This is a genomic window from Burkholderia oklahomensis C6786, assembly GCF_000959365.1.
GTDB classification, from domain to species: domain Bacteria; phylum Pseudomonadota; class Gammaproteobacteria; order Burkholderiales; family Burkholderiaceae; genus Burkholderia; species Burkholderia oklahomensis.
Map to the genome: position 1 here is coordinate 303,273 of NZ_CP009555.1, position 18,981 is coordinate 322,253.

At 68.6% G+C, this 18,981-nt stretch carries 18 protein-coding genes and 1 riboswitch; of the genes, 10 read left to right on the forward strand and 8 right to left on the reverse strand.

Features of this window, described 5'->3' with window-relative positions:
• The first annotated feature begins 12 nt into the window (after positions 1 to 12).
• The gene (locus BG90_RS01390) at positions 13 to 837 is read left to right on the forward strand and encodes an ABC transporter permease (RefSeq protein WP_010102690.1); all 825 of its coding nucleotides are present in this window, start codon (positions 13 to 15) and stop codon (positions 835 to 837) included.
• Between the two features lie 174 nt (positions 838 to 1,011).
• On the opposite strand, the gene BG90_RS01395 is transcribed toward BG90_RS01390, so the two are convergent.
• Entirely contained in the window at positions 1,012 to 1,215 is a 204-nt protein-coding gene (locus tag BG90_RS01395; protein WP_025989750.1) for a hypothetical protein, read from the reverse strand.
• Positions 1,216 to 1,828: 613 nt separating this feature from the next.
• Here BG90_RS01395 and BG90_RS01400 point away from each other — a divergent pair.
• The 3 genes from BG90_RS01400 (at position 1,829) to BG90_RS01410 (ending at position 4,717) form a co-directional block, all read left to right on the forward strand.
• Complete coding sequence (locus BG90_RS01400; RefSeq protein ID WP_010114758.1) at positions 1,829 to 2,731, forward strand: ABC transporter permease; 903 nt, start codon at positions 1,829 to 1,831, stop codon at positions 2,729 to 2,731.
• Between the two features lie 82 nt (positions 2,732 to 2,813).
• Positions 2,814 to 3,842, forward strand: a complete 1,029-nt coding sequence (locus BG90_RS01405; protein ID WP_010114756.1) for an ABC transporter ATP-binding protein — start codon at positions 2,814 to 2,816, stop codon at positions 3,840 to 3,842.
• A 50-nt stretch (positions 3,843 to 3,892) separates the two neighbouring features.
• A complete protein-coding gene (locus tag BG90_RS01410) occupies positions 3,893 to 4,717 on the forward strand; it encodes a phosphodiesterase (protein WP_010114754.1) in 825 nt (274 codons plus the stop codon).
• Positions 4,718 to 5,035: 318 nt separating this feature from the next.
• Here BG90_RS01410 and BG90_RS01415 read toward each other — a convergent pair whose 3' ends face one another.
• Positions 5,036 to 5,446, reverse strand: a complete 411-nt coding sequence (locus BG90_RS01415; protein WP_010114750.1) for a hypothetical protein — start codon at positions 5,444 to 5,446, stop codon at positions 5,036 to 5,038.
• A 64-nt stretch (positions 5,447 to 5,510) separates the two neighbouring features.
• Positions 5,511 to 6,269, reverse strand: coding sequence for a COG4705 family protein (locus tag BG90_RS01420; protein ID WP_025989749.1), 759 nt, complete (start codon positions 6,267 to 6,269; stop codon positions 5,511 to 5,513).
• Positions 6,270 to 6,587: 318 nt separating this feature from the next.
• Between BG90_RS01420 and BG90_RS01425 the strand changes: the two genes are divergently transcribed.
• The gene (locus tag BG90_RS01425; protein WP_010114746.1) at positions 6,588 to 7,784 is read left to right on the forward strand and encodes an MFS transporter; all 1,197 of its coding nucleotides are present in this window, start codon (positions 6,588 to 6,590) and stop codon (positions 7,782 to 7,784) included.
• A gap of 372 nt (positions 7,785 to 8,156) precedes the next feature.
• Here the strand turns inward: BG90_RS01425 and BG90_RS01430 are convergent, their stop codons facing one another.
• From BG90_RS01430 to BG90_RS01450, 5 genes are all read right to left on the reverse strand, one after another.
• Positions 8,157 to 9,092, reverse strand: coding sequence for an EamA family transporter (locus BG90_RS01430; protein WP_010114743.1), 936 nt, complete (start codon positions 9,090 to 9,092; stop codon positions 8,157 to 8,159).
• Between the two features lie 399 nt (positions 9,093 to 9,491).
• The gene (locus tag BG90_RS01435; protein ID WP_010114741.1) at positions 9,492 to 10,283 is read right to left on the reverse strand and encodes a molybdopterin-dependent oxidoreductase; all 792 of its coding nucleotides are present in this window, start codon (positions 10,281 to 10,283) and stop codon (positions 9,492 to 9,494) included.
• 15 nt (positions 10,284 to 10,298) lie between these two features.
• Entirely contained in the window at positions 10,299 to 11,141 is an 843-nt protein-coding gene (locus BG90_RS01440; RefSeq protein ID WP_414629725.1) for a cytochrome b/b6 domain-containing protein, read from the reverse strand.
• Positions 11,122 to 11,946 carry a DUF1223 domain-containing protein gene (locus BG90_RS01445; protein ID WP_045568025.1) on the reverse strand — a complete coding sequence of 275 codons (825 nt, stop codon included), beginning with the start codon at positions 11,944 to 11,946 and terminating at the stop codon, positions 11,122 to 11,124. Before BG90_RS01445 ends, BG90_RS01440 begins: the two co-directional genes overlap by 20 nt.
• 160 nt (positions 11,947 to 12,106) lie before the next feature.
• A complete protein-coding gene (locus tag BG90_RS01450) occupies positions 12,107 to 12,367 on the reverse strand; it encodes a pentapeptide MXKDX repeat protein (RefSeq protein ID WP_010122495.1) in 261 nt (86 codons plus the stop codon).
• 322 nt (positions 12,368 to 12,689) lie between these two features.
• Positions 12,690 to 12,807: riboswitch (TPP riboswitch) on the forward strand.
• Positions 12,808 to 12,930: 123 nt separating this feature from the next.
• Between BG90_RS01450 and thiC the strand changes: the two genes are divergently transcribed.
• The 5 genes from thiC (at position 12,931) to BG90_RS01475 (ending at position 18,885) form a co-directional block, all read left to right on the forward strand.
• A complete protein-coding gene (gene thiC, locus BG90_RS01455) occupies positions 12,931 to 14,862 on the forward strand; it encodes a phosphomethylpyrimidine synthase ThiC (RefSeq protein ID WP_010102654.1) in 1,932 nt (643 codons plus the stop codon).
• Positions 14,863 to 15,078: 216 nt separating this feature from the next.
• Entirely contained in the window at positions 15,079 to 15,291 is a 213-nt protein-coding gene (locus BG90_RS01460; RefSeq protein ID WP_025989747.1) for a glycine zipper 2TM domain-containing protein, read from the forward strand.
• A 247-nt stretch (positions 15,292 to 15,538) separates the two neighbouring features.
• Entirely contained in the window at positions 15,539 to 15,760 is a 222-nt protein-coding gene (locus BG90_RS01465) for a hypothetical protein (RefSeq protein ID WP_010102648.1), read from the forward strand.
• A 202-nt stretch (positions 15,761 to 15,962) separates the two neighbouring features.
• On the forward strand, positions 15,963 to 16,895 hold the full coding sequence (locus BG90_RS01470) for a DMT family transporter (RefSeq protein ID WP_010114731.1): 933 nt from the start codon (positions 15,963 to 15,965) through the stop codon (positions 16,893 to 16,895).
• 703 nt (positions 16,896 to 17,598) lie between these two features.
• On the forward strand, positions 17,599 to 18,885 hold the full coding sequence (locus BG90_RS01475; protein ID WP_010114728.1) for a sensor domain-containing phosphodiesterase: 1,287 nt from the start codon (positions 17,599 to 17,601) through the stop codon (positions 18,883 to 18,885).
• Positions 18,886 to 18,981: the final 96 nt, after the last annotated feature.

An 18,981-nucleotide genomic window follows, 5' to 3' on the forward strand; every position in this document is an offset into this window, starting at 1 on the left:
GTCGATATCACGATGTCCGATCTCACGTTCCCGTCGCGCTGGCGCATCGCGCTGCTCGCGCCCGCGCTCGCCGTGTTCGTCGCGTTCTGGCTGCTGCCGATGGTCTCGCTCGCGCGGGTGTCGGGCAACGGCGCGTTCGTCGACACGTATGTCGCACTGCTGTCGAACGCGCGCTACATGAAGAGCCTCGTGTCGACGGTCGCGCTGTCCGCGGCCGTCACGCTCGCGACGCTCGCGCTGTCGACGATCGCCGGCCTCCTGCTCGCGCGCCGCGCGTTCGCGGGCAAGCGCACGCTGATCGCGCTGCTCACGTTTCCGCTCGCGTTTCCGGGCGTCGTCGTCGGCTTCATGGTGATCATGCTCGCCGGACGGCAGGGCCTCATCGGCATGCTGTCGCAGAAGCTCGTCGGCGATCGCTGGGTGTTCGCGTACTCGGTCGCGGGCCTCTTCGTCGGCTATCTGTACTTTTCGATTCCGCGCGTGATCGTCACCGTGATCGCGGCGGCGTCGAAGCTCGATCCGTCGCTCGAGGAGGCCGCGCGCTCCCTCGGTGCGTCGCCGTGGCACGTGCTGCGCGACATCGTGCTGCCCGCGCTCGCGCCGGGTCTCGTCGCCGCGGGCGCGATCTGCTTCGCGACCGCGATGGGCGCGTTCGGCACCGCGTTCACGCTCGCGACCGATCTCGACGTGCTGCCGATGACGATCTACACCGAGTTCACGCTGAACGCGAACATCGCGACGGCGGCCGGATTGTCGATCTTGCTCGGGATCGTCACGTGGGCGGTGCTTGCGCTCGCGCGCAATCTGACGGGCCAGGCGACGGCCGCATCCGCTTGACGAAGACGCAATGGCGAACGGATCGTCGCCGCAATGGAAAGAAAAGGAAAGGAAGTCCGACGCGGGCCGCTTGGGTCGAGACGCCCGGACAGCGCGCCTCGTCCAGCCGCGTCGGATCGACGCGCCGCGGCCGAGCCCCCGGATGCGGGTATCGGCCGCGCGTCGCGCCGGCGGTTACTGCTTCGTCGACGACAACTGCCCCTTCGGGTTGGTCAGCCAATTGTTCGCATTGACGACGAGCGTATTGGCATTGGTGAGCAGCGTACTCAGCGAGCTACTGTTGATCGTGAACGTGCCGCCCAACAGGTTGAACGTGCCGTCGATCAGGTTATCTCCGCCATGAATGCGCCTGCATTGCTCCATCGATATCGTTTGCATCGATCACTCCCTCCTCGTAGACAACAAAAAAGAGCGGGGACGCCACTCTCATTCCTGGTCATCAACAATCGCCCCGCAACGTGCCGCACGACGCGCCGGTCGACGTATGTCGCGGACGACGCGCCTGATGCCCGGTCCGTTTTCCCGGACTCCTCAACACCATTCGGCAGCTCAATATAACGTAATGGAATGCGGGGCAACATCGGGGGAACCGGCAATTAGACTGAATGCTCGGCGACGTTTCGAGCGATGCGCGCAGGCGTTTTCGCATTCATGGCTTCTAGCTCCTCTCTCTTGCTTCACGCTCGCTTCGACACGGCCCGCCGTCGTTTCCCTTGCGCGACTCGCCGCAGCGTCGACATGTCGCGGCGCTCGCCGCTTTCGGCGAATGCGGCGCCGGCATTTTCCGCTCGTCGTTCAAACGTTTAAAACTGCCGTACTGCAATGCGCATCCATTCCATTCGATCGCGCAAGCGCGCATTGCGCGCGCTCCGCGTCAAACCCGCGCATCGACCACTTTCCATCCCGACGACTCCCGCCGCGCCGTCATCAGTTCTTCATCGACGCGCCCGATAATCCTGTCGACGAAAACGTTTACATCGCTTCCGCCCCCATGACGCCCACCATCAAGGACGCCGCCGCGCTCGCCCGCCCCGCCGCCGCGACCGACTCCAACGGGTCGCCAACGGCCCGCCGTCCGCGCCGCGCATCGTTCGACTGGCTCGCCGCCGCGCAATGGGCGGTCACGCTCGCGCTGTGCGCGTTCCTGATCGTTCCCGTCGCGATGTCGGTGCTCGCCGGGCTCACGGTCAACTATTTCCGCGGGCCGTCGAGCGGGCTCACGCTGCGCTGGCTCGGCGAAGTATGGACGCAGTACCACGGCTCGATATTCCTGTCGCTCGAAGTCGCGCTCGCGACGCTCGCCGTCACGCTCGTCGCGGGCGTGCCGGCCGGCTATGCGCTCGCGCGCAGCCGCGGCCGCGTCTCGCGGCTGATCGAAGAAGCGCTCGTGCTGCCCGTCGCATTGCCGGGCCTCGCGTCCGCGCTCGCGCTCCTCGCCGTCTACGGCGGCTTCGCCGCGTTCCGCACGAGCGTGTGGTTCATCGTCGTCGGGCACGTCGTGTTCACGCTGCCGTTCATGGTCCGCGCGGTCGCGGCCGTCGCCGCGCGCGCCGATCTGCGCACGCTCGAAGAAGGCGCGGCGAGTCTCGGCGCACCGTTCGTCACGCGCTTCACGACGATCGTGCTGCCGAACCTGCGCCCCGGCATCGTCGCGGGCGCGCTCGCGGTGCTCACGCTGTCGATCGGCGAATTCAATCTCACGTGGATGCTGCACACGCCCGACACGAAGACGCTGCCCGTCGGCCTCGCCGACACGTACGCGTCGCTGCGCATCGAGATCGGCAGCGCGTACACGATCCTGTTCCTGCTGATGACGCTGCCGCTTCTCGTCGCGATGCAGCGACTCGGCGTCGATCCGTCCGGCACGCGCCACGACGCGCGCAAGCGTCGCTGATTACCCGCTACCTTTGCGCCGCCTTCGCGGTCCCCTTTCGCCGCCGTCCGCTGCCGTCCGCCACCTTTCCGCCGCCTCGCCGATGAAACTCGAATCCGTACCGATCACCCTGACCCGTTGCGCGAAGACCTTCCACGGCGCGCGCGTGCTGGAGCCGCTCGATCTCGCGATCGGCGCGGGCGAGACGCTCGTGCTGCTCGGCCCGTCCGGTTGCGGCAAGACGACGACGCTGCGCCTCGTCGCCGGGCTCGACGTGCCCGACGCGGGCGGCGCGATCGCATTCGGCGCCGACGACGTGACCGCGCTGCCGATCGAAAAGCGCGGCGTCGGCATGGTGTTCCAGAGCTACGCGCTGTTTCCGAACCTGTCGGTGCGCGGCAACGTCGGCTACGGGCTGCGGATTCGCGGAACCGATCCGCGCGCGCTGCGCGAGCGCGTCGACGAGCTGCTCGCGATGATGCGGCTTACCGCGCACGCGGACAAGCCGATCGACGCGCTGTCGGGCGGCCAGCGTCAGCGCGTCGCGCTGGCCCGCGCGCTCGCGGTGCGCCCGCGCGTGCTGCTGCTCGACGAGCCGCTGACCGCGCTCGACGCGCAGCTGCGCGACGCGCTGCGCCGCGAGATGAACGCGCTGCTCCGCGAGCTCGGCGTGACGACGGTATACGTGACGCACGACCAGGCCGAGGCGATGGAGCTCGGCGACCGGATCGTCGTGATGAGCGCGGGGAAGATCGAGCAGATCGGCACGCCGCGCGACGTCTACTATCGTCCGGCGAGCCGCGCGGTCGCGCGCTTCATCGGCACGCTGAACCGGCTCGAAGGCGTGTGGCGCGACGGCGCGCTCGTGACGACGGGCGGCGCTGTCGCCGCCGCGTCGCCGGCAAACGAGCTATTCTTTCGACCGGAGGATGCGCGTCTCGTCGACCCGTCGGATGCGCTGCTGCGCGGCGCGGTCGCGAACTGCGCGTTTCTCGGCGAGCGCACGCGCGTGACGGTCGAACATGCGGCGCCCGACGCGCTCGTCATCGACATGCCGGGCCGCGTCGATCTCGCGCGCGGCACCGCGGTCGGCGTCGCGATCGCGGCGGACGGCCTCATCGCGCTCGCCTGACGCGCCCCACGCTCACGACACGAACGACACGAACGATACGAGGAACGACGATGCTGCTTGCCCACATCAGCGATCTGCACATCAAGCGGCCCGGCATGCTCGCGTACAAGCGCGTCGACACGGCCGCGCATTTCGCGCGCTGCGTCGCGCGCCTGAACGCGCTCGAGCCGCGTCCGGACGCGGTGCTCGTCACGGGCGACCTGACCGACTTCGGCGACGACGAAGAATACGCGCACCTGAAGTCGCTGCTCGCGCCGCTCGAGATTCCGTACTACCTGCTCGTCGGCAACCACGACGACCGCGCGGCGTTGCGACGCGCGTTCCCCGCGCGCGCGGAGCTGCGCGCGGGCGAATTCGTCCAGTACGCGCTCGACCTCGGGCCGCTGCGCGTGATCGCGCTCGATTCGCAGATTCCGGGCGCGAGCGGCGGCACCCTGTGCGACGCGCGGCTCGCGTGGCTCGCCGGCCAGCTCGACGCCGCGCGCGACCGTCCGGTGATCGTCGCGCTCCATCATCCGCCGTTCGCGTGCGGCATCGGCCACATGGACGCGATGCGGCTCGATCCGGACGCGTCGGGCCGGCTCGACGCGCTGCTGCGCCGCTTTCCGAACGTCGAGCGCGTGCTGTGCGGGCACGTGCACCGGACGATGTTCGCGCGCTTCGGCGGCACGATCGCGTCGGCCGTGCCCGCGCCCGCGCATCAGGTCACGTTCGACCTGCGCGACGACGGGCCGTCGTCGTTCTCGATGGAGCCGCCCGCGTTCGCCGTGCATCGCTACACGCCGGACGGCGGGCTCGCGTCGCATCATGTGTACGTCGATGCGAGCGACGGGCCGCATCCGTTCTTCGAGCCGACGGGCGCGCTGATCGATTGAGATCGAACGTGATGCCGCGGCGCGCGGCGCGCGACGGACGCGGCAGCGCGCATGAGTGTGCGCATGAGTGTGCGCATGCGTACGCGCATGCGTACGCGCATGCTTCGCCGAACGAGCCGCCGCCGGGGCGCTGAACGACACGAGCCGACGTGAACCGGCTTCGGCGCCGCACGAGTCGCGCGGCGCCGTGTTTGCCCGTGCGGCCGGCGCCGTTCCGCGCCGGCCTGTCATCCACGATCGGCCCGGGCCGCGCGCCGCCCGGGCGCACCGGCGGACACCGCGCGCAAACCGGACGCCTCGCCGCGGAAGACGCCGCGCTCAGTGCGCGCCGCTCGTCCGGTCCATGATCGCGAGCAGATCGGCCAGCGCCTGCTTGCACGCGACAGCCTGCGGCCGATCGGCGCGCAGCGCCGCGAGCGCGCGATCGATCGCGTTGTCGACCGCGTGCCAATCCGCCGCCGCGCGCGGCTTCAGCGACGGCTCGGCGTCGTCCCAGGACGTCTCCAGATCCTTGATGCGCGCCTTCGCGCCGGCGAGATCGCCCTTGTCGACGAGCTTCGCGGTGTCGACCGCGATCGCGCGGAACGGCGACAGGTCGCCGAGCTTCGAGACGGTCGCGGCTTCGGCCACGTTCGGCGCGACGCCTGCCGGCGTCACGATGCCGATGCCGAACGCGGCGGCCGCCAATGCCGGCGCGACGGCGAATGCGATGAATTTGCGCTTGATCATGCTGCTTCTCCTTGTAAAGAACTCGAACGAAACGGTTGAAGACGGGGCTTGCATCGATTGACGCTCAGCGTCCGCGCGCCGGCGCGCCAAGCCGATCCGCGCGCGCGGCGGCGACGCTCAGCCCCGCGACGAGCGCGACGATCACCGCGAGAAACACGGCGCTCGTCTTGATCGTGCCGAGCCCGAGGCCGCCGTATGCTTGCGCCTGCGACAGGAAATCGCCGAGCGACGCACCGAGCGGACGCGTGAGGATGTACGCGAGCCAGAACGCGAGCACGCGGTTCATCCCGAAGCGCGCGGCGGCCGCGACGAGCGCGATCGCGCCGCCGAACGCGACGATCCCGAGCCGGAATCCGAGGCCGAGCGCCTCGGTCGCGAGATCGCCCGCCGCCGTGCCGAGCGCGAACGTCAGCAGGATCGCGGCCCAATAGAACCACTCGCGGCGCGGCGTGACGATCGTGTGGATCGACAGCGTCCGCTCGCGGCGATACCAGAGCGCGAACGTCGCCGCGAGCGCGGCGGCGAAGAGCGGCGTGCTGACGTAGAGGCTGACGCCGAGGCCGTCGGTCAGCGCATCGGTGATCTGCGTGCCGACGATGCTGACGAGGACGATGTTGAGCCAGTAGATCCACGGCACGTAAGCGCGCGCACGCAATTGCAGCGCGAGCGCGCAGACCAGCAGACCGGACATCATCGCGCCGGTGACGGCGGCGCCGAGTCCGACGTGGACGGCGAGATAGTCGGCGCCGGTCTCCCCGACCGTCGTCGACATGATCTTGACGATCCAGAAGGCCAGCGTGACTTCCGGGACTTTGTTGAGCATGCCGGCGGCGGCATGCGGACGGGCGGGCTGGTTCAATTGGGCTCTCCTTGTCGCACCGGTTGCGCAAAGCGAGCCGGATTCCGGCAACGGCGGTGCAGCGAAATACGAACGCTCCCACGACTCGCTCGGACGCCACTATGCAAGCCGGCCGCTTAAGGCGAGATTAACGGCATGCGCGCGCACTGCGATCGCGCCGCCGCCAGCAGACTTCGGGGACGTCCGGTATGATCGGCGCTCCCGGCGTTTCGCCTCTCCTGTCTCGCTCGAAGATCCGGACGGCGCGCGCGTCGTGCGCGCCGCACTTCGTCCACACGCACCATGCCCTCGTCGCCTTCCGTCTCCGCCGACGCGCCCAGCCATGACTCGCGCAGCCTGTTGCTGCTGCTCGCGACGATCGCGGGCGTGTCCGTCGCCAACATCTATTACAACCAGCCGCTCCTCGACGCGTTCCGCGCGTCGTTTCCGGACAGCGCGTCGTGGATCGGCGTCGTGCCGACCGCGACGCAGCTCGGCTACGCGGCCGGCATGTTCGCGCTCGCGCCGCTCGGCGACCGCTTCGACCGGCGCAAGCTGATCCTGCTGCAGATCGCCGGGCTGTCGGCCGCGCTCGTGATCGCCGCGGCGGCGCCGACGCTCGCCGTGCTCGCCGCGGCGAGCCTCGCGATCGGCATCCTCGCGACGATCGCGCAGCAGGCCGTGCCGTTCGCCGCCGAGATCGCGCCGCCCGCCGCGCGCGGGCAAGCGGTCGGCACCGTGATGAGCGGGCTCTTGCTCGGCATCCTGCTCGCGCGCACGGCGGCGGGTTTCGTCGCCGAATACTTCGGCTGGCGCGCGGTGTTCGGCGCGTCGGTCGCGGCGCTCGCCGCGCTCGCGGCCGTGATCGTCGCGCGCCTGCCGCGCAGCTCGCCGACGTCGGCGCTGCCGTACGGCAAGCTGCTCGCGTCGATGTGGCGGCTCGCGCGCGAGCTGCCCGGGCTGCGCGAGGCGTCGATGACGGGCGCCGCGATCTTCGCGGCGTTCAGCGCGTTCTGGCCGGCGCTCACGCTGCTGCTCGCGGGCGAGCCGTTCCATCTCGGTCCGCAGGCGGCGGGCCTCTTCGGGATCGTCGGCGCGGCGGGCGCGCTCGCCGCGCCGTACGCGGGCCGCTTCGCCGACAAGCGCGGGCCGCGCGCGATCATCACGCTCGCGATCGCGCTGATCGCCGCGTCGTTCGTGATCTTCGCGGCGTCGGGCCGCAGCCTCGTCGGGCTCGTGATCGGCGTGATCGTCCTCGACGTCGGCGTGCAGGCCGCGCAGATCTCGAACCAGTCGCGCATCTATGCGCTCAAGCCCGACGCGCGCAGCCGCGTGAACACGGTCTACATGGTCTGCTATTTCATCGGCGGCGCGATCGGCTCGTCGGCGGGCGTCGCCGCGTGGCGGGCGACGGGCTGGATGGGAATGTGCGCGGTCGGTCTGCTGTTCTCGGTCGTCGCGGCACTCGTGCATCACCGCGGCCGCGCGGGCGCGCGATAAGCGCTCGACGCGGCGGCGCAGCAGCGCGCCGCGCTCGGCCGACGTCAGGCCGACGCGCGCACGCGGAAAAACGCGACTGGTTACGCGAGAAACCGGACGCGGCGCAGATGATGCCGGCCGGGGCGCGCGGGCGAGCAGCGCCGGCACGCATCGCGCATGCCGGCCGCGCCGAGAACATGCCGCCGCCGCTCGACGAGATCGATATCGATACGCGGGGCTCCACGATCGCCCCGCGCGATGCAAGCACTCGGCTACCTCGCCAGCGCCGCCGGATTGCGCGGCGGCGTATCGGCGCGCGCGAAACCGCCGAGCGCGGAAACGGGCGAACGTCGCGCGAGCCGCGCGCCCCATCGGCCGCCACGTCGCGCGCCGTTATTGCATCCGCTTGCGCGCCGGATCGAACACGAACGACAGCCCGACGCTGCCGAGAATCGCGACGGTCGCGATCACGGTCGCGAGCGTGACGGGCTCGCCGAGCAGGAGCGCGCCCAGCGCGACGGCGACGACCGGATTCACGTACATGCAGCTGCTCGCGATGATCGGGCTCGTGTGGCGAATCAGGTAGCCGTATGCGACGTACGCGGCCATCGTGCCCGCGAGCATCAGATAGACGAACGCGACGCCGGGCAGAAACGCGACGTGCTCGATGCGCTCGCCGAGCACCCATGCGATGCAGGTCGACGCCGCGCCGCCGAGGCCGATTTGCAGCGAGGTCGACAGGAACAGGTCGTGCGGCAGCGCGAGCCGCGCGGCGAGATGCGCGCCGCCCGCCCAGAAGAGCGCCCCCACGAGCACGGTGATGCTGCCGAGCGTCGAGCCGGGCGACGACGGCCCGCCCGAATTCAGCACGACGATCCCGACCATCCCGAGCGCGACGGCCGCCCATTCGCCCGCCGCGATGCGCCGCCCCGCGACCGACGCGATCACCGTCGCGAAGAGCGGCACCGTCGCGACCGTCACCGCGGCCGAGCCGCTGCTGATGGTGCGCATCCCGAGCGCGATGAAACCGGACGACAGCGTGACGAGCATCGTGCCGACGAGCGCCGCGTTGCGAATCTCGACGAGCGTCGGCCGCACCGGACGGCGCCGCATCGCGAAGATGAAGAGGCCGATCCCCGCGAGCAGGTTGCGCAGCCCGGACAGCAGCAGCGGCGGAAACGATTCGAGCGCGACGTGCAGCGCGAGATACGTCGATCCCCACGCGAAATAGATGAACGCGAGCGCGAGCACGACGCGGCCGCTGCGGCTTTGCGGCAGGCGGGGCGGATGGCGCTCGAGGAAGGCGAGGAAACGGTCGAACGGCGTCATCGGTCAGCCTGCCCGCACGAGGTGTCGCACGTTCGGCGGCGAGGCGGCGAGACTGCCGGCGAGCGGCCTCGATGAATCCGGAATGGGGAGAGACGGCGGCGTGCGAAGCGACAGGTCGGAGCGTGCGGCGGCGAACATGACCGAAAGAGGCGAACGGACTCGAATAAAGACGTGCGCAGCCGGACGGCCGCACACCGCCAGCATTATGCATTAAGGAATGGAAAATGAATGTCGGCTTGAATCGAACGCGCGCTCGGTGACGTTTCGGCGCGACATTTCATTCGCGGCAAAACAGCATTTTCGTTTTCGGAAATTCGGGATAAAAGCGCGAAACCGCATGCGCCGCGCGCGGGCGAGCGGGAACGCGCCGCCCTGCCCGCGCGGCTTCGCGCGATTGCGTCACGATCCGCCGAACCAGTTGTATCCCTGGTCGACCCAATATCCGCCCGGATACGTATTGGTCACGAATATCTCCATGATGTGCTTCGGATTCTTGTAGCCGAGCTTCGTCGGCATCCGCAGCTTCATTGGAAAACCGTATTCGGGCGGCAAGCGCTTGCCGTCGTATTCGAACGTCAGCAGCGTTTGCGGATGCAGCGCGGTCGGCATGTCGATGCTCTCGTAATAGTCGTCCGCGCATTTGAAGCCGACGTATTTCGCGGTCGTGTCCGCACCGGCGCGACGCAGGAATTCGCGAAACGGCGTGCCGCCCCAGCGCCCGATCGCGCTCCAGCCTTCGACGCAGATGTGCCGCGTGATCTGCTCCGCGTGCGGCAGCGCGTACAGCTCCGGCAGCGTCCAGCTGCGCATGCCGGTGACGAGGCCCGACACGACGAGCCGGTAGTCGTCGGCGTCGACGTGCGGCACGTCGTCGATGCCGTAGAACGCGTTGAACGGAAACGGGCGCGTGAGATCGGCTTCCGTGTACGTCGGCGCGAGCCGCGTCGGGCCGAACAGCCAGGCCTGCACGCGATCGTTCGCGCGCGACACCTTCTCGAGAAAATCGTCGACCGACGCATCGTCGCGCAGCGTGCAGCCCGTCAGCATCGCGAGGCCGCCGAGCGTCAGCACGCGCTTGCCGAACAGACGCCGCGACGGCAGCGCGAGTGACTTGCGCACGTCGATCAGCAGCGATGCGCGGTCGATCCGCGCGTCGTCGCCGACAGGCTTTTTCTTGTCGTTTTCGGACATGATGGATGACTCCTTTTAGTGTCCGCTCAGCATCGCGAGCAGCGAGCGCGGAACGAGCGCCGCCATCGCGACGTGCACGACGAAGAACGCGACGAGAAACGCCATCGCCCAGAAATGCACGACGCGCGCGTTGTCGTAGCCGCCGAGCAGCTCGCGCAACAGCGGGAACTGCACCGATTTCCAGATCACGAGCCCGGACAGCACGAGCAGCACGAGATCGGCGATCGCCGCGACGTACGCCGCGCGCTGGACCGCGTTGTAGACGGACAGATCGTCGTGCGACAGCCGGCCGCGCAGCGCGTCGCGCAGATCGCGCGCGATGCCCTTCGCGCTCAGCGGCAGGAACTTGCGCTTGAAGCGTCCGGTCGCGACGCTCATCGTCAGATAGAACACACCGTTGAAGAACAGCAGCCACATCGCGGCGAAATGCCATTGCAGCGCGCCGCCGAGCCAGCCGCCCAGCGTGATGCCGCGCGGGAACGTGAAGCCCGCGTAGATCGGCGACGCGTCGTAGATCCGCCAGCCCGACAGCGCCATCGTCACGGCGGCGATCGCGTTGAGCCAGTGGCTCGCGCGCACCCATGACGGATGGATCGGCCTGCGCGGCCGAAGGGCGGTCGTCGTTGCGCCGGTCGTTGCGCCGGTCGTTGCGTTGTTGGCTGCTTGGGGCGCCGCGCTGATCGTCCCGTCGATCGGCGCGTTCGTCGGCGCGTTCGTCGACGCGTTCGTCGACGCGTTCGTCGGCGCGTTGGCCGTAACCTTCGCCGCCGCGTTCATCGTTGTCGTTGCATTCATGGACAATGCCCTCCTTCCTTGATCGAATGCGGGCGCAAGCCGCTCAACCGCACAGCGGCAGATCGAGTGCCTGCAGCACGTCGCCCGTCGCGGGATCCTCGACGAACGCCACGATGCCGTAGCGCGCCGCGTCCTGTGCGCGCAGGCCCGCCGGCAATGGCAGCCGGCGCTGCACGTCGAGCGGCGCGGCCGCGCTTGCCTTGGACGCGAGCGGCCCGATCCACTGGCGCACGACGCGCTCGTGATGCAGCGTCGCGCCGCGGTTCTCGCCCGCGCGCACCTGCGACTCGATGCCGTTCTCGTACAGCGCGAGATACGCAACGACCGCACGCGGCGCACCGGCGCGCGGCGTCACGGACAGCTCGACGTCGAGCGTGTCCGCGCGCCGCGCGGCCGACAGCGCGATGCCGACGCGCGCGGGCTCGGCGGCCGTCGCGACGACGCGCCGCTCGAACGCGTCCGCATCGCGCCAGTTGCGCAGCTCGCGACCGGCGACGGCGACCTCCGGCGTATAGACGAAGCTGCCGCCGCCGCGCGACGCGAGCGCGCGCTGCCGTTCGGTGAAACGATGCTGCGCGAAACGGTCGGTCCAGCCGAGGCCGTCCCAGTAATCGACGTGCAGCGCGAGCGGCACGATGCGCGGCGCGGCGCGATGCGATGCGAGCCGCGCGAGCCAGTCGTCGGCGGGCGGACAGCTGCTGCAGCCCTCGCTCGTGTAGAGCTCGACGAGCGCCTGCCGGCCGTCGGGGCTGCGCGCGGTGCACGCGCCGCCCGCGGCCGCCTGCGCGACGCACGCCGCGCCGAGCGCGAGCGTCGCCGCGATGGCGCGCGTCGAAGCGGAAAATGAAATCGACATATCGAAACTCATCGGTCAGTGCCGGGCGCGGGCGCGTACGCCACGCACGCCGGCATGCGTGTCGCGATCCGGCTTCCCGCGGCGCCCGGCGTCGCGAGAAAAAAGGCCGCCCGAACAGCGAATGGGCGGCCGCGCCGGGTCACGCCATGAAATCCACCGGAAACGGCGTCGCTCAGTTCGACATCGGGCTCATCTTGTCGGACGACATCGGCTTTTGCATCGCGTCCTTCGCCATGTGATCCTTCTTCATGCCGCCCTTGGCCATGTGATCCTTCTTCTTGCCCATCTGGTCCTTCGACATCGCGTCCTTCGACATCGCCATGCCGTCTTTCGACATCGCATCCTTCGACATCGCATCGTTCTGCGCATGCGCGAACGGCGCGGCGAACGCGAAACCGGCGACACACGCGACAGCAATCAGATTCCTTTTCATGGGATAGCTCCATCGTTATTGGTTGAGGAGCCGAATAGTCGGGACACAGCGACGGATATGACAACGGCGCGCAAAAATTTCTTCGGGACCGGCGATTGCGTCGGCGCGCGGCCGATCGCGCGGTGCGCAAACGCGTCGCCGCACCCTGCCCGCGCCGGCTCGACGCGCAAGGCGACGCGCCGCCCGCGCGCCTCGAACGCGCGCGCACGGACGCCGCCCAGGCCGCCCCGCCGCGACGCAGCATGCGCAGCCGGACGCGCGTTCGCGCGCAATCGATCTGTCCCCTGTTGAAACCGCGGCCGACCCGGTGTATCTTTTGCGCTTGCTAACGCGGGGGTCCTGCAATGCATTCGATCAAGCGATCGTGCGGCGCGGGTGAGAAATACCCTTTGAACCTGATCTGGATAATGCCAGCGCAGGGAAGCGTCAGGATTTCGCCGCTGTTCCACGTCTGAATCCCGTCGCGTCGCGAATCTCGTCTCCTGCTTAGCGCCCCCACATCCGCTTTGCATGGGACCCAAGCAAGCGCTAAAGCGCCTACTCGGGTCGACACAGGAGATCGCATGAACGCCAATCCCAAATTCCTGTCGGCCGACGCCCGCGTCGACGCCGCCGCCGTCGCCCCGCTGCCGAACTCGCGCAAGGTCTACGTGACGGGCTCGCAACCTGACATTCGCGTGCCGATGCGCGAAATCACGCAATCCGACACGCCGACGAGCTTCGGCGGCGAAAAGAATCCGCCGATCTATGTCTACGACACGTCGGGCCCGTACACGGACCCGGACGTCAAGATCGACATCCGCTCGGGCCTGCCCGCGCTGCGCCAGCGCTGGATCGACGCGCGCGGCGACACCGAAACGCTGACGGGTCTCACGAGCGAGTACGGCCGCGAACGCGCGGCGGACCCGGCGACGGCCGAGCTGCGCTTCCCCGACCTGCACCGCCACCCGCGCCGCGCGCGGGCGGGCAAGAACGTCACGCAGATGCACTACGCGCGCCAGGGCATCATCACGCCCGAGATGGAATACATCGCGATCCGCGAGAACCAGCGCCGCGCCGAGTATCTGGAAAGCCTGAAGGCGAGCGGCCCGGCGGGCGCGAAGCTCGCCGCGATGATGGGCCGCCAGCACGTCGGCCAGGCGTTCGGCGCCGCCGCGTTCGGGGCGAACGCGGCCGTCGAGATCACGCCCGAGTTCGTTCGCGACGAAGTCGCGCGCGGCCGCGCGATCATCCCGGCGAACATCAACCACCCGGAAACCGAGCCGATGATCATCGGCCGCAACTTCCTCGTGAAGATCAACGCGAACATCGGCAACTCGGCCGTCACGTCGTCGATCGGCGAGGAAGTCGACAAGATGACGTGGGCGATCCGCTGGGGCGGCGACACGGTGATGGACCTGTCGACCGGCAAGCACATCCATGAAACGCGCGAGTGGATCATCCGCAACAGCCCGGTGCCGATCGGCACGGTGCCGATCTACCAGGCGCTCGAAAAGGTCAACGGCAAGGCCGAGGACCTCACCTGGGAAATCTTCCGCGACACGCTGATCGAGCAGGCCGAGCAAGGCGTCGACTACTTCACGATCCACGCGGGCGTGCGCCTGCAGTACGTGCCGCTCACCGCGAACCGGATGACGGGCATCGTGTCGCGCGGCGGCTCGATCATGGCGAAGTGGTGCCTCGCGCATCACAAGGAGAGCTTCCTGTACGAGCACTTCGAAGAGATCTGCGAAATCATGAAGGCGTACGACGTAAGCTTCTCGCTCGGCGACGGCCTGCGTCCCGGCTCGATCTACGACGCGAACGACGAAGCGCAGCTCGGCGAGCTGAAGACGCTCGGCGAACTCACGCAGATCGCGTGGAAGCACGACGTGCAGGTGATGATCGAAGGCCCCGGCCACGTGCCGATGCAGTTGATCAAGGAGAACATGGATCTCCAGCTCGACTGGTGCAAGGAAGCGCCGTTCTACACGCTCGGGCCGCTCACCACCGATATCGCGCCGGGCTACGACCACATCACGTCGGGCATCGGCGCCGCGATGATCGGCTGGTTCGGCACCGCGATGCTCTGCTACGTGACGCCGAAGGAGCACCTCGGCCTGCCGAACAAGGACGACGTGAAGGAAGGCATCATCACGTACAAGCTCGCCGCGCACGCGGCCGATCTGGCAAAGGGCCACCCGGGCGCGCAGGTGCGCGACAACGCGCTGTCGAAGGCGCGCTTCGAGTTCCGCTGGGAAGACCAGTTCAACATCGGTCTCGATCCGGACAAAGCGCGCGAATTCCACGACGAGACGCTGCCGAAGGATTCGGCGAAGGTCGCGCACTTCTGCTCGATGTGCGGCCCGCACTTCTGCTCGATGAAGATCACGCAGGACGTGCGCGAGTTCGCCGCGCAGCAGGGCATGTCGGAAACCGATGCGCTGAGGAAAGGCATGGAAGTGAAGGCCGTCGAATTCGTGAAAAGCGGCTCGGAGATCTATCACCGCCAGTAACACGGCGCGCGCCGCGGCAGTGCCCCGAAAGCCCGCCTCGCGCGGGCTTTTACGTTACGTATGCGCGATGGCGCGCCGGGGGCGAAACAAATGATTACGAAAGCGATAGGGCTCTAACAAGTCCTTACAGCGCAATACGCGCCGCCCGCGTAGATTTTTGAATGTGGGCGGCGTTCAAAACGCGCCCACGCATCTCTTTCATCTGAGGATTGAACAATGAAATCGATTCGGCGTATTGGGGTATGCGCAATGCTCATCGCAACGGTGGCGAGTCTGTCGGCATGCGATACGATGACTCGCCAGCAACGTAACGCAGCAATCGGCGCGGGCATCGGCGGCGTCGCCGGCGCGGCGATCGGCGGCAACGCCCTGTCGACGATCGGCGGCGCGGCCGCAGGCGGCCTCGTAGGCAGCCAAGTCGGCAAGTAAGCCCGCGAATCGGGCGCGCCGCTCCGGCGGTCGCGTCCTTGCATGCGGGCGATGCACGCCGCCTTCGTCGCGGCGCGCATCGCCCGGCCGTTTCGCGATGCCGTCCGAGCGCGGCGATTCGTGCGACGATTGCGTCGCGGCGAGCGGCGGAAATGATCCGTTACCGTTTCACACAGCGTTTCACACGAGAGCGGTCTAAGCTCGCAAGCATCGAATCCTTCTCCGCACGCACGACTGCGGAACCATCATGAACAAGACTCTTGTCGCCGCCGCACTCGCGAGCATCGCGCTCGCCGGCTGCTATTACCCGTACGGCTATTACCCGGCCGGCGGCTACTACGCGGCGCCGGTGGAAACCGCGCCCGTCTACGTCGCGCCCGCGTATCCGTCGTACTACTATCCGGCGCCCTCGCTGTCGCTCAACTTCGGCTACTGGGGCGGCGGCGGCCGCGGCTGGCGCCATCACTGAACCTTCGCCCGCGCGACGTCGGCGTGCCGACGTCGGCGCACGGCGCGCCGGCTTCGCCTTCGCGGCGGCCGGTCGCCGACGATGCGCGGCGCTCGCGCACGTTCCCGAACATTGCTGTTTCATCGCAGCCTGAAACAACGCGCCACAGCGCGGTGTAAGATGCTTGGCCGATCCCCCTCGACCGCCAAGTGTCCGATCCTCGATGAACATCAAGAACGCCTCCCTGCTGATCGTCCTCGCCGCGCTGTGGGGCGCGTCGTTCCTCTTCATTCGCATCGGCGTCACCGAATTCGGCGTCGCGCCGCTGATGGCGCTGCGCGTCGGCATCGGCGCCCTCTTCCTCGTCGCGCTCATGCTCGCGCGCTACTCGCCGCGCGAACTCGCCGCGCTGCTGCGCAAGCACGCATGGCCGCTCTTCGTCGTCGGCCTGCTCAATTCCGCCGCGCCGTTCTGCCTGTTCGCGTTCGCCGAGCTCACGCTGTCGGCGGGCGTCACGTCGGTCATCAACGCGACGACGCCGCTCTGGGGCGCGCTCGTCGCCTATCTGTGGCTCAAGGATTCGCTGTCGCTGCCGCGCGCGCTCGGCCTCGTGGTCGGCTTCGCGGGCGTGCTGACGCTCGTCTGGGATCAGGTGTTCTCGCCGCACGGCGCGAATCCGGCCTCGCCCGCGACGGCCGCGCTCGCCGCCGCCGCCGCGCTCGGCGCGACGCTGCTGTACGGGATCGCCGCGAACTTCACGAAACGCAAGCTCACGGGCGTCGATCCGCTCGTCAACGCGACGGGCAGCATGGTCGGCGCGACGATCCTGCTGCTGCCGTTCGCGCTCGCGACCTGGCCCGCCGCGCCCGTCTCCGCGCACGCGTGGGGCTCGGTGCTCGCGCTCGGCATCGCGTGCACGGGCATCGCCTACTTCATCTTCTTCTACCTGATCGCGCATATCGGGCCGGCGCGCGCGATCACCGTCACGTTCGTGATCCCGGTGTTCGGCATCCTGTGGGGCGCGCTCTTCCTCGGCGAACGCGTATCGTTCGCGATGCTCGAAGGCTGCGCGATCGTGCTGCTCGGCACCGCGCTCGCGACCGGCGCGATCAAGCGGATTCCCGGCATCCGATCGCAGCGCAACGAGGCTGCGTGACGACGGACGGCGTGCGGCGGTGCGACGGCGTGCGGCGGTGCGGTGCGACGCGGCGGCGGGATCGCGCGACGCAATGCGTCCGCCGGATCGCGTGTACAAACTGGTGAGTCAGAACGTCGAGCCTACCCTATCGGGTGTCCATCTCGAGTACTTCGGACACCCGATTCCGTTCGGTGAACAGATCATCGGGCGTCGAACAGCGCGGATATCGCTGCCGGCAGTGCACGCGCGATCGTCCGCATGCTGAACGACAGCGCGTGCGCTAATACGCCCCCGCGCGGCCAGATCCCGCTTCGCGCCCTCAATCTGTACTGACTGGTGAGTCGAATTCGCTTCATTCGCCTGAATCGACAGACAGCCACATCCGCCGCATCGACAAGCGTTCGCCGGCCTGCAAGCGGGCGAACGCTTGCAGAGAATTCCCGCCCCATGCCGCCGGCCGCCCGCCGCCACGTGGCGGGCGCGCCTCGCCCGTCGTCCAGTGCCTGCTTTCGTCCGGCGCGGCGACGCGACAATGCGACGCCGGGTTAAGCGTATCCCCGATGCGCAATACACGCCGACATTCGTTACACTCGATTCAATTCCCCACCGGACGCAGAAATGACGCACTTCGTCTTTCGCCGCGTGGTCCTTATGAGCGCTCGCGCGCACGTCCGCCGCGCGGCGCGCGCCCTTTGCCGCTCGTGGCGGCGATGCTGACAACATGCCCAAATCACAGGGGCTCTCGCCCGACAGCCTGATCTCGCAGTTCACTCGCGGCGACGAAGGCTGGTGCGCGCAATATCACGACATAAATCTTTCGAGCACCTTTCAGCCGGTGATTTCGATCACGCACAAGCGCGTCGTCGGCTACGAGGCGCTCGTGCGCGCGACCGACGCGAACGGCGCGCCGATCTCGCCCGACACGCTGTTCGCGCGCGCGCAGGCGCGCGGCGAGACGATCCTGCTCGATCGCCTGACCCGCTGCCTGCACGCCGCGAACTTCTCCGCGCAAGACACGGGCATGTGCTGGCTGTTCCTGAACGTGCTGCCCCAGATGTTCGATGCCGGCATCGCGCCGCGCGAGTTCATCGAGGCGCTGTGCGCGCACTTCTCGCTGCCGCCGACGCGCATCGTGCTCGAAGTGATCGAGCAGCCGTCGCGCAACGAAGCCGCGCTCGCCCACACGCTCGACATGATCCAGCACGGCGATTTCCTGATCGCGATCGACGATTTCGGCACCGGCTTCTCGAACTTCGACCGCATCTGGCAGATGAAGCCCGACATCGTGAAGCTCGATCGCTCGATCGTCGAACGCTCGCTCGCGGCGAGCGACGCGCACCGGATCGTCCATCACCTCGTCACGATGCTGCACCACGCGGGCACGATGGTGCTCGCGGAGGGCGTCGAGAACGAAGACGCGCTGCAGATCCTGATGGACGCCGACGTCGACTTCGTCCAGGGCTTCTGCTTCGGCCAGCCCGATCCGTCGCTCGAGCGCGCACGCCGTTACGCGCCGGCACGCATCGAGGCCGCATGGGCGCGCTTCGCCGAGCGCGCGCAGGAGCGGCGCGGCGGCGCCGTGCATCCCGGGTTCGACACGATCGAGCGGATCGTGCTCGCGGGCGCCGCCGACTACACCGAGACCCAGGACCTGCGCGGCGCCGCGCAGCGGCTGCTGACGAATTCGATCGTGCGGCGCGTGTTCGTCGCCGAGGCGAACGGCGAGCAGATCGAGCCGTCGGTCACGGCCGAGACGCCGGACGCGCCGAGCGTGACGACGCGGCGGCTCGCGCCGCTGCTGCCGGAATTGCATTGCAACTGGTCGCGGCGCGCGTATTTCCAGCGCGCGGTCGCGGCGCCGGGACGCGTCGCGCTGATGGGACCGCACTTCTCGCTGACGGACGGCCGCGACTGCTACACGGCGGCCGTCGCGATCCATCTCGGGACGACGCTGAAGGTGTTCTGCGTCGACTTCGATTTCTCCTCGTCGGACGGTGACGAGCAGTAGGCGCGGCGGAGGCGGCGTGCGGATCGAACACCGTCTCGCTTGCGAATGCCTCGCGGACACGGATGGGCGAATGGATACATGAGCGGCGCGGCGGTG